Origin of the sequence: Sediminibacterium sp. TEGAF015 (assembly GCF_025997995.1) — a bacterium.
Lineage (GTDB): Bacteria > Bacteroidota > Bacteroidia > Chitinophagales > Chitinophagaceae > Sediminibacterium.
This window is the reverse complement of record NZ_AP026683.1, coordinates 1,975,119-1,989,030: the sequence shown is the minus strand read 5'-3', so window position 1 is coordinate 1,989,030 and position 13,912 is coordinate 1,975,119. Positions and strand designations below refer to the sequence as shown.

The following is a 13,912-nucleotide window of genomic DNA, read 5'->3' as shown; positions in this document are numbered from 1 at the left end:
CTTTTTATTTTAGTTACAGCTTATTTTATTTACTCGATTCGCGTGTCTTCCACCTTCAAACGGAGTGTTCATAAATAGTTCAATCATTTGTTCAGCCAAAGGGAGTGCTACGAATCTGGCGGGAATACAAATGATATTGGCATTGTTGTGTAATCTGGACAACTCAGCAACATCATTCTGCCAACATAATGCGGCTCTGATACCCTGATGTTTGTTTGCAGTGATAGCTACGCCATTAGCACTGCCACAGATTAATATACCAAAACCCGATTCTCCGTTTTCTACCGCACTTGCTGTGGGATGTGCAAAGTCGGGATAATCCACTGAATCCAGTGAAAAAGTTCCATGGTCGGTAACATTGTAACCTTTTTCGGTTAACCAGGAAATCAAGGCAGATTTATAGCTAAATCCTGCATGGTCACTTCCAATGGATATAGGTTTGGAAGCGTCAAATACATATGGCATACTAAGGGTTTTACTAGGCTAATTAATCCCACTCCTTGTCTTCTTCTTTTTCAAGCTTTCTGTACACTTTGGCAGAAACTAAAATGCTCAATTCGTATAAAAGGAATAAGGGAATAAACACAATAAGCTGGCTCATCCAATCCGGGCTGGGTGTAATGAATGCTGCTACAATTAAAATGATAACAACTGCATATTTTCTGGCCCCTCTTAAAAATGCGGGCGTTACAATCCCAATCTGTGTTAACACATGGGCTAAAACAGGTAATTCAAAAGCCAATCCGCATCCTAAAATAATATTGGTAAGGTTGTCTAAATAATCTGAAAAAGTTGGGCGGGTAACTATCATGTTTTCGGTACCCAATTGAAAACCTGCAAGGAAGTTGAAGGTAAAAGGACCCAGTAAAAAATATCCAAATGCTGCTCCACAAAAGAAGAAGAAGGAAACCCAGAAAATAATGAAACGGGTATTTTTAATTTCTTTGTCTTTTAGCGCAGGTTTTACAAAACGCCAGAACTCCCAAAATATATAAGGGAATGCCATGATAATTCCACCAACTATGGCCATGCTGATGGTGCTCAGAAACTGGCCTCCAAAAGTAGTACTCTGCATAGTTACCTCAACAGGGGGCATACATAGGGCGTCTCCAATACCCAGCCAATGACTAAAATCGCAAAGCGCTTTATAACTGACAAAGTTTTTATTGATAGGTCCAACAATAATATTGTCGAAAATCCAGTTTCGATAAATAAAAATAACCACCGCCATTACGAGTATGGAAATTATTGAGCGAATGATATGCCCTCTTAATTCTTCCAGATGGTCTATAAAAGACATTTCTTCCTGATCTGCCGCAGCTTTTCTATTAAATAGTGCCATGTTATTGAAGTACTTTCATCTTAACCATTTCAATTCTTCTTTCAGATACAGATAAAATATCAAACTTGAAATTATTGATGATAATGGTTTCTTTTTGTTTGGGAATGGTTTCGTGTTCGCTGATAATATATCCGCTAAGTGTTTCTGAATCACTGGTTGGGAAGTCCAGATTGTATTTCTCATTCAAGTAATCCAGTTCTAGTCTGCCACTGAAAATAAATTCATCTTCTGCTAATTGCTTTTCTACAAATTCTTCTGTATCGTATTCATCCTGAATTTCTCCGAAAATCTCTTCCAGCAAGTCTTCCATGGTAACAATACCAGATGTCCCGCCAAATTCATCCACAACCCAGGCAATGCTTTTTCTCTCTTTGGTGAACTTATTAATCAGATCAGTGGCACTCATGCTTTCCGGAACTGCTACAATCGGATGCAACATGGCTTTGATGTTTTCAGGTCGGTTAAATAAGTCTAACTGATGAATATATCCTACGATATTGTCAATGCTGTTTTCGTATACTAGTAACTTGCTGAGTTTGGTCTGTATGAATAAAGCCCTTGCTTCTTCTATGCTATCGCTTAGCTCTAAGGCCACGATTTCTGTTCTAGGAACAAGACACTGTCTAATTTTAACCGTTGGCAAACTCAATGCATTTTCAAAAAGCTCTGTATTTAACTCTTGATTTTCGTCATCCTGATCTTTGGTTTGCTGAAAAAAATGTTCCAGATCTATTTTGGTAAAAGCTTCATTTTTGTCTTTTACACGAACATTGAATAAATATTTCAGAATCCACTGAGAGATATTTACAAATAGATTGGTTAGGGGTAAAAACAGATTATGAAAAAAATTGGCAACAGGTGCAAAAACAAAAAGTAGGCTGTCACTCTTTGCTCTGAAAATGGCTTTGGGTAAAAATTTTCCGATTACCAAAACTACCAACGTAGAGACCAAGGTATCAAAAGCCAGTTTTAAAAGATCATTCTCTATATTCAAAGGAAGCCAAATACCTGCTTTTAGTAATTCGTCGAAAAGCAGACCATAAATTACCAGGAATAAATTGACCCCAATCAAGCAGGTGCCAATGAATCTTGCAGGAGATTCTATGAATTGGGCTAGAATAATACCGCTTCTTTTGCCTTGCTTTTTTTTGAGTTCAATGCTAAGTCTATTGGCTGTTACGAACGCAATTTCGTATCCGGCAAAAAAGCCAATGAACAATAAAGTACCCACTATACTAAGAATGGTATAGATATGCGCCATAATAAGCCAAAGTTAAGGGATATACCCAAACAAAGTACCCCGTAGAAACGGGGTACGTGACCGATTTAACACATGAGAATCGGTGCTGTAAAGTTTATATAGGTTTTTTATTTAAAGTCTACAGTGCAATTCTGACAACTCATGTCAATTTTAAGCCCCTTGCCTTCCCCAACTTTTGCCATGAATCGGGAATCGTTGCCGGTTGCTTCTGAATACCTGGTTATTGACCGATTGATTTCGATCAACTGTCTGGCCAGTGCATCTGTTTCTTTTTCCTTGTCTTTTAATACAGGTTTTTTGGCTTCTTCAACCACTACCGGCTGTTTTTCAAAGTTTCCATAAACAGTGCTGTAGGCGCCATTGAAGTTTACCGTATAGTTCTTTACGTTTCTTAAGGGGATGCGTATATCAGCGTATTTGTTGTCAACTTTAATCATATTCAAATTGGCTCCTACATTTCTGATTTTTACGTCTGCGTTGGTGCCATCCATTTCTAGTGAACCATTCAACTGCGTTACCCTTAAGTTTCCGTAATTCTTTCTGCCTCGCAGTTCTTCGGCTTCATCAATTTCATACTCATCATTGGTACTTCTGAACACTGTTTTTTTGGTACTGCCAATTTCTACCGTTGCATATTTGGTATCCAAGTCTGCATCTGTGATGGTTCTGGCATTGAAGCGGCCATTCATGAATTCAACTTCAGCTACGGCTGCGTTTTCAATATTCACATTGGAATATTTAGAACGAAGGAATAACTTGGTGAAGCTTTCTGCTTCTATATTGCCGTTGGTAATACTGATGGTGGCTGTTCCTACATTGCCTGTTATCTGCATGTCTGCATATTTGGTATCTACATCCAGTTTGGCTGTTGAGGGTAAATAAATGGTGACCACTCTTTTTACATTTGACTTGCTGCCAATATTTTCTCCTTTGTCATTGAATACAGCAACAGCAGGGTTGCCGCTCCATCCAAATGTGCTGCCATTAATGGTATAGCTTCCACCAGAAATAGTTCCCGATTTAATTCGAACGATATTGCCAACCGACTTCAATGAAAGATTCATTTTTTCAAACCATTCGTCATCGCTTAATTTGCCTTCACCCTCAAAGTAAACAGTAGTAACTACTTTTACTTTTGGCTGGTCCCAGGTTTTTATTTGTAGATTTCTGGAAGTATTGTCTACAAAAATTTCGGGAGATTTAGTGGTGTTGATTTCCTGGCTTATCTCTTTGGATTTCACGTCCTTTAAATCCTTGAAACTATATTCTTCATGGAAAAATCGTTCCATAGGGAATCCGGTAACAGTAATAGCACCTGGTGCTCTCATTGGAAAACCCTCTACTACAATGGGTTCTAAGGCTTTTGCCATGCTTTCTTTTACTGCTTTGCGTACTTCGATATTCGCAGCTTTTATTTCTTTGGTGGCATTTTTCATTTCCTTATCTGCCTTTTGCATTTCTTTTTCGGCTTTCTGCCTTTCCTTTTCTGCTTCTTTTTCTGTAGTAGTTTGTTGAGCAGAGACTGCAAAAAAGCTCAGCATACAGGCTGTTACCAAAAGCAATTGTTGAATTCTATTTTTCATAACACTGTTTTTAGATCAAAATTTTAAATATTGATAAAGTAGGCGCGGGTAGAGTCTACCGGTCCGCGGTTTTGTTTGAAACGATTGTTGGTTTTGTTCATTTCCAGCTGCAGCTGTTTCAGAACAGTTAATTTATATTGATACAAGTCAATCAGTTGATCAAGCTGATTGGCAGTAAGTCCTTTTTTACTAATTTCTTTTTTCAGTTGTTTTTCATCAGCTTCAATCTGTTGAATCTGCATTTTAAATTCATTGAAGTAAGCTGCAGATTCTGCGTACATAGGCGTGGTGCTAATTTTCCCTCTTTGTAAATTGATCACCTGAGTAAAACCGGTTTCAACACTGGCCAATGAGGCAAGTACATCTTTAGACAAACCTTGAGAGCTACTGTTGTTTTGTTTACCGGCGAAGGTTTTAGAAACTCCATTATCGGTAGCTTTTTCATTCTTTGCTAATCCGGCCTCATTTTCCGTGGTAGTTTGACCGAAGTTGGTTTTCTTCAATTCTTCATTTCCACGCTGAACTTCAATTGTCTTATTGTTTTCAGTTGCATTATACTTTGGTGTGTTAGGTGCGTTAAGAACCTGCTGCTGAAGTGTTTCTGATTTTGAATCTAATAGAGACCATAATCCTATCCCTGCCAATACAAACACACAAGCAGCTACCGACCATTGAAAATATTTTTTAATGGCCACCACTTTAGCAGTTGGACGCTCTTGCTTTAGTCTGGCCTGCACTTTTTCCCAACTCTGTGGTCCTGGTTCATCCAGATCCAGCGCAGCTCGGTTTTCCTGTAGATATTTTTTAAACTCATCCATGAATTTGAATTTGTTTTTGAATTCTTTGTTGCAATAATGACCTGGCTCTCTGGTACTGGCTTTTGCTGGTAGACTCCGAAATGCCCATGCTTTCTGCAATTTGTTTGTGCGAAAATTCTTCGAATACATACAGCGTAAAAACCTGTCTGCATCCTTCGGGCAATTCTTTGATGGTCCGGTGAATAATTTTGAAATCAATGGTCTTCCACCATTCTGTCTCTTCTTCCACCAGGTTCCCCTGCTTTTCGTTGTCCCAGGTTTCCCAATGCATATTTTTTTTACAAAAACGAATGCATTCGTTTACTACAATTCTTTTTAGCCATCCTCCAAACTGCTCAGCAACTTTCAGCTGATGCAGATTTTTAAATGCAATTACAAAACAGTCTTGTAGAATGTCTTCTGCGTCTGAGGTATTACCCGTCATTCTGGTACAGATAGTAAACATAGCTTTGCTGTATTGCTCGTATAACCAAGCCTGGGCTTTTGCATCTCCGGTGCAAGCCTTTTTTACAGCAGCTTTTTGTATGTCTATTACCTGTTCCAAGCAGTTTTCATGAGTAAGAGTGGTATTTGATGAAAAGTTGGAAAGGGTTGGTAAAAATCTTGCTTAATATTCTGCTAAAACAGGTTTATTCTGCATAATGGACTCTATTTTCTGCAAAACCGCTGAGCTAATTAGTTCAACGGCTTGTAAGGCAGTTAAGTTATCCAGCAGTTGTTCTTTTCTAGTGGCGCCTAAAATAGCCGTAGTTACATTCGGGTTGTTAATACACCAAGCAATGCTTAAGGCAGGAAGACTGCAGCCAAGCTCATTGGCCAATTGCTGCAATTGTTTTACTTTTTCAATTTTTTCTTCCATAATCAAGCGTTCTTTCAGCCAGTCAAAGCCTTCAATTGCCAATCTGCTTCCTTCAGGAATGCCGTTGTTGTATTTGCCGGTAAGGAGACCAGATGCCAATGGGCTCCAGATGGTAGTACCTAGGCCTACATTTTTAAAGACTTCTAGGTAGTCTTTTTCTAATTTGTCTCTTTCAAATAAATTGTATTGCGGCTGTTCCATTGCGGGGCCAATCAGGCGATAGTCTCTCGCTACTCTATTAGCTTCCATTAATTCTACGCCACTCCATTCACTAGTGCCCCAGTATAAAATTTTTCCTTGTTGAATCAGGGTATTCATCGTAAGTACCACTTCTTCAATGGGTGTGTTTTTATCGGGTCTATGACAGAAATATAAATCAAGGTAGTCGGTCTGAAGCCTTTGCAATGCTTCATTACAGGCTTCTGTAAGATGCTTTCTGCTTAAACCTGTTTGGTTGGGCTTGTTATCTTTGCCTCTCCAGCCAAAGAAAGCTTTAGAAGAAAGGGTATAGGAAGTACGGTCCCAGTTTTTTGTTTTCAATACGCGGCCCATCATTTTCTCACTTTCACCAAGTGCATATACTTCTGCATTGTCAAAAAAATTGACACCATGGTCATAGGCAATACCCATTAGTTCATCTGCACTGTTGTCATTAATTTGCTTATGAAAAGATACCCAGCTACCGAAACTTAGTACACTTAACTGAAGTCCGGTTCTTCCCATTCTTCTATATTCCATAAAATAATTTTATTGTTTTTTGTTAGAACTACTATCTGGTAAAAATAAAAAGGATCCTAAATCTAATTCGTAATAAGTAATATCTGTTAAGGTTTGATTGGAACTGAAGCCTTTACGGGCAAACAGTTTCTGGCGGGGATTTCGCTGACTGGTAGTAACGGGTTTATCTGTATGAAAACGACCCAGGGTCTGATCCCAGTATAGTTCAGAAGTTTCTAATGTGTCGCCGTTAATCCGGATAATTACTACACTATCACGGAGATAAATTTTATTTTCGTTTTCCATATAGCGCCCGTATTTGGCACTCAGGGTACTTTCTAATTTGGTGCTGTCGTTATAAAATTCAACGAAGAGTGTTTTAGGGAATTCTGATTTTAGAGCACTATCGCCCTGGTAGCGCAATAAAACAGGAGCAGTTAGTTTGGCTTTCATTTTACCCCCCATGCTTAGAAAGCTGGTGATGTTTTTTCCTTCTTCAATACCTGGATTTTTTTTGCCCAGCCGCTTTACTTCATTTACATCGTTCTCACAAGCGAGCATAAAAAAGCAGCCTGTTAAAAAGGCTGCTAATGTAAATATTGTAGAACGATTAGTCATATCTGCGTTTAATGAACCAAACATCGCTTAGGCTGAATCCTAAAGTAAGTTGGGTATAGTTTTCTGTAATATTATTTACAGAAGAACCTCTTTTGCCAAACTGAACAGCAGCTTGTACTACTGTGTATTGGGTTTCGTAATTTCTCCATTTTCTGATAGGGAATCCAGCACCCAAAGTGAATGAACTATGTTTCAATCCGTTTCCGTCTGCATTTATGTAATCTTTTCCAAACTGGAATCCAAAGCGATAATTCACACTGCTTAAGTAACTGGTTGCGCCTTCTGCACTCGGACTTATCTGGCCACCAAATTTCAATGCCCAACTGTTATTCAGCATATCAGCCTGACCATAAGATCTGTATTTGGTCCATTGGGTGGTAGTAAATTCCATGCCCGCTGTCCACAATTGAAAGTTACCTCTTGTATTACTTAATGTTTTTACCAACATAAATCCTGCTTCGTAGGTAGCGGGCATGACAATGGTTCCCTTGATATTGTCCTGCTTGGCAATACTATCTACTTCAATTAATCCACCCGCAGCAGTTAATACATAGGTTTGCTTGGTTAGCTTTTGGGATGCATTCATATTCTGCTGAAAACTTGCAGTAGCCCCTATACGCATCGAGAGATTTCTGGAAGATTTCTCTGCCACATTCTCTTTTTTGCTAAGGGTGAATTCGTATTGAAGACCAGCCTGCAAAAACATTTTACCAAAGTTGGTTTGTGTTGCACTTCTCGACTCAAAGTATTGTAAAGTGTCGTTATAAAAAGTTTTTGTGGTGCTCAATTCTTGTCTTCCAAACGTATAACCTGTATTGAAACCAGCACTGAAATTCTTCCATTTTTTTCCCAGACCAATGAATCCCTGGTAGGTACCACCGGAACCTTCATAAATGGAACCAATGCTGTCTCCAGCCACTCTTGCTCTTGATTCTATACCATAATTAATTCTGGTTAGCGGTCTTAATCCAAAAGCCATGCCCAATCCCTTAGCTTTCTTAACAGGAATTCCTACAGATAAGTAACTTGGAATAAGGTAAACTGAACTAAATGTACCATTGGGGTTTTGGCTTCTTAGTTTTCTGGAATCTATTGACAGGCCAAGGTCATATGTAACCATGTAGTTGGCACCGTAAGTTGCCGGGTTGTTGAAGTTGACAGACTGACCCACATTGTAGCTGTTGCCATCTGCATATGCGGCTGAAATGCCCCCCATTGAACGACTGATGGCGTGCTGGGAACCGACCAGATTGCCCAATCCATAACGGGAAAACGGTGAATTAACCTGAGCTGATGATTGGATTGCGTATAAAAAAAGGTAACTAACCACAAAAGCCAGCCTACCTGTTGTTGAACTCACTGATTGCATATAAGCCTTTAAAAATTAGGTTTGGGTCGGCAAATATCCTGTTTTTTAGGTGTGGTACAAAAAAAGGCATATCCCCCCCGGTTAATAGCACGTTAAAGTTGCTGTATTTTAGGGCATATTCGTCAATTATTCCGTCAATTTCCTTAGACATACCCCAGATAACCCCGCTAAGCAGGTTGGTTTTGGTGTCGTAACCAATCAGGGGAAACTGCGTTTCTGCCTTAATATAGGGCAACAAAGCGGTCTGTTCGTGCATGGCCCTGAAACGCATATTCATTCCAGGAGAAATGCTTCCTCCCAGAAACTCATGCTGATTATTGATGAAATTATAGGTAATGCAAGTCCCCAGGCCAATCACCAGGTTATGGCTATTGGGAAACAAATCCACTGCGGCAGCTACGAGTGCAAGCCGGTCGGCGCCAATGGTCTCCGGTTTGCCCACTGGAGTGGTTAAAGGCAATTGGCTGGTATGGTTCAGGCGATGAAACCTGGTTTTTCCCGCCATAAAGGTTTCAATGGCCGGATCATGGTTAATTACAGACGAGAGAATAATCTTCTCCGGACTCCATTCATTCAGCAAAGCCTCAATGCTATTCAAAGAAGTGTCTGGCAAATTGATTTCTTTTAGAAAGTCACGACCTTTAAATACCCCCACTTTTTGTCTGGTATTACCGAAGTCTAAACACAATGATATTTCCATGGTATTAATTAAGGTTATAACCTGTTATTTTTTTGAAAGACCCGTTGATGGCAATTCTTTCTTTTAATTGTTCCATGCCTTCAATTACGGGAATTACTTTTTCTAAGTGTCTTCTCAAAAATTCAAGACGCTGATCTTCTTGAAACAAACAAAGTAATTCATATTCCTCTTTTAGTGAAAGCCCAGCATGATGCGCCATATCATAACTCAGTATTTCGGCAATTTTCTGTTGAAACTTTTTGGTAACATTCAATAAACGGTGAAGAATGTACACCGAATCAAGAATTTTAAAAGAAATAAAGGGCTTTGCCATGGTATCGTTGTTGGGATAGTTTACAATAGCGCCACTGTATAATTTATCTGGAATCTGTTCTATCATTTCCAGCACCTGAAATACTTTGGTGCCCCTGGTTTTAATATCCATTCTGCCATCTTCATATACTTGCACAATCTCTGTAATCTCAACCATGGTGCCAGTTTCAGCTACTTTATCGCCCATTACAGTTGGAATTCCAAAAGGCTTTGCTTCGGCATAACATTCGGTAATCAGTTCTTTATACCTTGGTTCAAAAATGTGAAGATTTAATTCTTCACCAGGATACACAACTAATTCCAGCGGGAAAATCGGGATAAAATTTATCATACACTTAGGCTTGCCCCTGCAAAATATTTCAGTTCTTTACAGCACAATTTAGCTAAAATGAAAATTGCGGGCTTCACAATTATTAAAAACGCTGTGTTAAATGATTATCCAATTGTGGAAGCCATTCAATCTATTTTACCGGTAGTAGATGAAATGTTTGTATTGATTGGGGACTGCACAGATGGCACCATTGAGCTAATTGAATCCATACAAAGCCCTAAAATTAAAATTCATCATTCCGTATGGGATCCGCAATTAAGGTCGGGGGGATCGGTACTGGCCGAGGAAACAAATAAAGCCTTGCAACTAATACCCGCTGAATTCGACTGGGCTTTTTATATACAGGGCGATGAAGTGGTACACGAACAATATCATGCAACTATACGCAGAGCTTGTGAAACTTATCTGCAAGACCAGCGCGTAGAAGGTCTCTTATTTAAATACCTCCACTTTTATGGAACCTATGATTATGTAGGGGATAGTAGAACCTGGTATAGAAATGAAGTAAGGGTAATCAGAAACGACAAGTCTATACAGGCTTATAAAGATGCACAGGGTTTCAGAAAGCAGGGAAACAAAATTAAAGTGAAGCCTATTGATGCCTATGTATACCATTATGGATGGGTAAAGTCGCCCGTACAAATGATGAAAAAACAGAAAGAGTTTAGTAAACTCTTTCATGCCCCTGAAAAGCTGGAAAATTTTTTAAATGGACCTGATTTCTTTGATTTTAGCCAGTTCGATTCTTTAGAAAAATTCACAGGAACACATCCAAATGTTATGACAAATCGGATTTTGAAGCAAAACTGGAAGGTTGAGTTAGATTTATCAAAGAAAAAGTTTGATTTAAAAGATAAGATTCTATATTATTTTGAAAAAGCAACGGGTTTCAGACCTTTTGATTTTACCAATTACAAAGTTTTGAAATAATTTTTCTGCAACAATAAAAGCGGAACAACATGCAATAAGGTTCCGTACTGATAATTAAGGGTGCATTCCACCAAACAGGAAGCTGCAATTGCTAAAGTCCAGATAGCAATGGAAGCATTTTTATTTCTCCATGCATATAATATAGGATAGCACAACCAGAGGCTGAATAAAAGTATGCCTCCAAGGCCCACACCCATCCACCAAAACAACCATTGATTAAAAGGCCAGCCAAAATTGGTTTGCCTACCCTGTGTAGAATTTTTGAATTCCTTCTGTAACTGGTCTGGGATTTTTACCCAGCCCATATTGCTGAAACCCTTTTCCTGTATGGCTTTCCAGCTCACCTGGTTCAGTGCTCTTCTTACTCCATCTGAATAATTCGGGTCATACCCTTTTTGATTGTATTGCTCAAAGTCGTAAAGGGTATAATGAATTTTATTTTTCACGGTCGGAATCTGATAGGTAGCTGCACCAATTGCGATTAGTAAAAAAAATACGACCACTTTTTTCTTTGCTTCCAGCAAAACCCATCCCAGGCAAAGAATAAACAACAAAGCCCAGGCAGTACGGATGGCAGTAAAAATGATACCTGCAATTAAAAAGAATAATGAAATTTTTAACCACTTGTTCGATGAATCTCCTTTCAATAAAATCCAATTCACCGCAACAGCACTCACCAATAATATCCCAAAGCGAACATGGTCTGTGTCCATGAAAACGGGCAAGGCTTTTCCGGATCCCAGTGCCTGAATATTTCCCTGTATATCGCCAACGAATGCAATGAGCGGATAGCATAAACCGATGATGGCTGCAATAACCCAGGTAATTTGAATGCATTTCAATTGCTGTTTGTCTTTAATGGCTAGCAATCCTAATGCCCAGGCCGGATATGCCCATGCTGTCAGTAAGATTTGCTGGTTCTGAGGATGCGACCAAGAGCTTTGCCAGGAGCCCAGGAGACAGAGTAGGGGAAATACAAATGACCAAATCAGAAAAGGTTGTTTGTATAGTTTTTCTTTTTGCCTGATTACCTCAATAATACCAGACACAAACCATAAACCTGTTGCAATGGACAAGAGTGCACGACTAAAGTAGAGTCCTGCGAGGCTGATAATCATCAATAACAGCGGTATATTTTTTCTGATATCTTGCATGGCAATAGCATAAATTTACATTCCGTAAGCATATATGTGGCATCAATTATTAGAAAGGATACAGGCAGGTAATTTTCAGGCAATCGCCCGTGCCATTTCATTGGTAGAAAATGAAGTGGAAGGACACAAAGCTTTTTTACAAAGCTTGCCCAATGGACATACCCCTGTAACAGGCATTACTGGTCCTCCTGGTGCAGGTAAGAGTACCTTGACCGATGCATTGATTGGCTACTGGACAGCTGAAGGAAAAAAAGTGGCGGTTCTATGTGTGGATCCTTCCTCTCCTTTTAATATGGGTGCTTTATTAGGAGACAGAATACGCATGAGCGATTGGTACAATCATCCAGGCGTATATATACGATCGCTTGCGACTCGGGGTTCATTGGGTGGATTGCATCCTTTTATTATTGAGATTACGGCCATTTTGCAAGCGGGTGGATTCGATGAAATTATCATTGAAACCGTAGGTGTTGGGCAGAGTGAAATTGAAATTGCAGGTCTGGCAGATACCACTGTGGTAGTGGTAGTGCCCGAAGCAGGTGATGAAGTGCAGACCATGAAAGCAGGACTGATGGAAATTGCGGATGTATTTGTGGTCAACAAAAGTGATCGCCCTGATGCCGATGCGTTCGTTCGGAATCTTCGATTGATGATGGCGCCTGCCTTTCAACAAGACAAAACAATTGAAGTGGTTAAAACAGTGGCTTCCCAAAAAGAAGGAATTGAGGAACTAGCAACTGCCATTGCAATCCACCACCAACATATTGCGCTGACCGAAAGAAAAATATGGTTGCTCACCGAAAGGGTATATCAGTTGATTGCAAAAGAAAAAATGCGAAGTGTAAATAAACGTTTCATTTTTGATGAAATCACGGTAAAGTTTAATTCAATAGATTTCAATCTTTTCGGGTATGTAAATAATTTTTTAAAAAATCAAAAATTCTGATATTACCTAACAATGATAGCTCAAGAAATTAAACCACTTGTTTCTGTAATTCTAGCTACATATAATGGAGAAATGTTTATTCGTGAACAGTTAGAAAGCATACTTAATCAGACCTATCCGAACATTGAATTAATAATTATAGATGATTGTTCTACAGATAACACCTTAAATCTTATTCAGGATTTTTGCAACAATAATAACTCTTGTAGACTAATTAAAAATGAGAGCAACTTAGGGTATATTAAAAATTTTGAAAAAGGCATGTCTTTGGCACAAGGAGCCTTTATTGCACCAGCCGACCAAGACGATATTTGGCATCCTGAAAAAATAGAAATCTTAATTAATTCGATAGATGAGTACACTAATATAGTATACTGTGACTCTTTGCTAGTAAACTATAAAGGAGAAAGCTTAGGAAAAAATTTATCCGATGTAAAGCAACTAACTAATTTTAATAATTGCATAATGTTTGCTATTGGAAATTCTGCAGCAGGACATGCAATGCTAATTAAACGAAATGTGGTATTTGATTCTATTCCTTTTCCAACAATGATTCCCCATGATCATTGGTTGGGATTTGTTGCAAGTTTAAGTGGGAATGTAAAGTTCATTAATAAAGTTTTAGTTCAATATAGGCAACATTCTTTAAGTGTTTTTGGAGCAAAAAAAGCAGTTAATCAGCAAGGAAAAGTTGTTGGAGTTTCAAAAAAGAGAATACCAAAAGACAAAAAGCTTTCACTTATAAAAGATAGGGTTTTAATAATGTATAACAAGTGCCCAGATGCTTTAAAATATGAAAAATTTTTTTACGAACGCATGTTAAGAAGTTATGAAAACTTCTCACTTTTTAATAATATTAAAAGAACAATACTCTTCTTTGAGTTTAATAAACTTATACTTTCTTTCAAAAAAAGGAGCTTATTGCGCAGGTGGTTGTTTTGTATTAAAATGTTTGTAACTATTCAATAATAA

General features: G+C 38.6%; 15 protein-coding genes. 3 read left to right on the top strand and 12 right to left on the bottom strand.

Going from position 1 to position 13,912, the window contains the following annotated elements; genetic code table 11:
* Positions 1-9: 9 nt before the first annotated feature.
* The 11 genes from rpiB to TEGAF0_RS08935 all read right to left on the bottom strand — a co-directional run bounded on the left by rpiB (position 10) and on the right by TEGAF0_RS08935 (position 9,910).
* Positions 10-465: a ribose 5-phosphate isomerase B gene (gene rpiB, locus TEGAF0_RS08985; RefSeq protein WP_264897841.1), complete on the bottom strand. Its 456-nt coding sequence runs from the start codon at positions 463-465 to the stop codon at positions 10-12.
* A gap of 22 nt (positions 466-487) precedes the next feature.
* Entirely contained in the window at positions 488-1,342 is an 855-nt protein-coding gene (gene tatC / locus TEGAF0_RS08980; RefSeq protein WP_264897840.1) for a twin-arginine translocase subunit TatC, read from the bottom strand.
* A gap of 1 nt (position 1,343) precedes the next feature.
* Positions 1,344-2,603: a hemolysin family protein gene (locus TEGAF0_RS08975; RefSeq protein ID WP_264897839.1), complete on the bottom strand. Its 1,260-nt coding sequence runs from the start codon at positions 2,601-2,603 to the stop codon at positions 1,344-1,346.
* Positions 2,604-2,710: 107 nt separating this feature from the next.
* The gene (locus TEGAF0_RS08970) at positions 2,711-4,186 is read right to left on the bottom strand and encodes a hypothetical protein (RefSeq protein WP_264897838.1); all 1,476 of its coding nucleotides are present in this window, start codon (positions 4,184-4,186) and stop codon (positions 2,711-2,713) included.
* 23 nt (positions 4,187-4,209) lie between these two features.
* On the bottom strand, positions 4,210-5,004 hold the full coding sequence (locus TEGAF0_RS08965; RefSeq protein ID WP_264897837.1) for a hypothetical protein: 795 nt from the start codon (positions 5,002-5,004) through the stop codon (positions 4,210-4,212).
* Positions 4,997-5,548, bottom strand: a complete 552-nt coding sequence (locus TEGAF0_RS08960) for an RNA polymerase sigma factor (RefSeq protein ID WP_264897836.1) — start codon at positions 5,546-5,548, stop codon at positions 4,997-4,999. Before TEGAF0_RS08960 ends, TEGAF0_RS08965 begins: the two co-directional genes overlap by 8 nt.
* Before the next feature lie 63 nt (positions 5,549-5,611).
* On the bottom strand, positions 5,612-6,601 hold the full coding sequence (locus TEGAF0_RS08955) for a potassium channel beta subunit family protein (protein WP_264897835.1): 990 nt from the start codon (positions 6,599-6,601) through the stop codon (positions 5,612-5,614).
* A gap of 9 nt (positions 6,602-6,610) precedes the next feature.
* Complete coding sequence (gene lptC / locus TEGAF0_RS08950; protein ID WP_264897834.1) at positions 6,611-7,198, bottom strand: LPS export ABC transporter periplasmic protein LptC; 588 nt, start codon at positions 7,196-7,198, stop codon at positions 6,611-6,613.
* Entirely contained in the window at positions 7,191-8,567 is a 1,377-nt protein-coding gene (locus TEGAF0_RS08945; protein ID WP_264897833.1) for a hypothetical protein, read from the bottom strand. The genes lptC and TEGAF0_RS08945 overlap by 8 nt, the downstream gene beginning before the upstream one ends.
* Positions 8,539-9,267: a type III pantothenate kinase gene (locus TEGAF0_RS08940; RefSeq protein WP_264897832.1), complete on the bottom strand. Its 729-nt coding sequence runs from the start codon at positions 9,265-9,267 to the stop codon at positions 8,539-8,541. Before TEGAF0_RS08940 ends, TEGAF0_RS08945 begins: the two co-directional genes overlap by 29 nt.
* A 4-nt stretch (positions 9,268-9,271) precedes the next feature.
* Positions 9,272-9,910, bottom strand: a complete 639-nt coding sequence (locus TEGAF0_RS08935) for an LON peptidase substrate-binding domain-containing protein (RefSeq protein ID WP_264897831.1) — start codon at positions 9,908-9,910, stop codon at positions 9,272-9,274.
* Between the two features lie 57 nt (positions 9,911-9,967).
* Between TEGAF0_RS08935 and TEGAF0_RS08930 the strand changes: the two genes are divergently transcribed.
* Positions 9,968-10,840 (top strand): glycosyltransferase family protein, encoded by an 873-nt coding sequence (locus TEGAF0_RS08930; RefSeq protein ID WP_264897830.1) that lies wholly within the window; start codon positions 9,968-9,970, stop codon positions 10,838-10,840.
* Here the strand turns inward: TEGAF0_RS08930 and TEGAF0_RS08925 are convergent.
* Positions 10,822-11,994: an O-antigen ligase family protein gene (locus TEGAF0_RS08925; RefSeq protein WP_264897829.1), complete on the bottom strand. Its 1,173-nt coding sequence runs from the start codon at positions 11,992-11,994 to the stop codon at positions 10,822-10,824. The two genes, TEGAF0_RS08930 and TEGAF0_RS08925, sit on opposite strands and share 19 nt — an antisense overlap.
* Before the next feature lie 34 nt (positions 11,995-12,028).
* On the opposite strand from TEGAF0_RS08925, the gene meaB reads away from it, so the two are divergent.
* Complete coding sequence (meaB, locus tag TEGAF0_RS08920) at positions 12,029-12,940, top strand: methylmalonyl Co-A mutase-associated GTPase MeaB (RefSeq protein WP_264897828.1); 912 nt, start codon at positions 12,029-12,031, stop codon at positions 12,938-12,940.
* A 12-nt stretch (positions 12,941-12,952) separates the two neighbouring features.
* Positions 12,953-13,909 (top strand): glycosyltransferase family 2 protein, encoded by a 957-nt coding sequence (locus TEGAF0_RS08915; RefSeq protein WP_264897827.1) that lies wholly within the window; start codon positions 12,953-12,955, stop codon positions 13,907-13,909.
* The last annotated feature ends 3 nt before the right edge of the window (positions 13,910-13,912 follow it).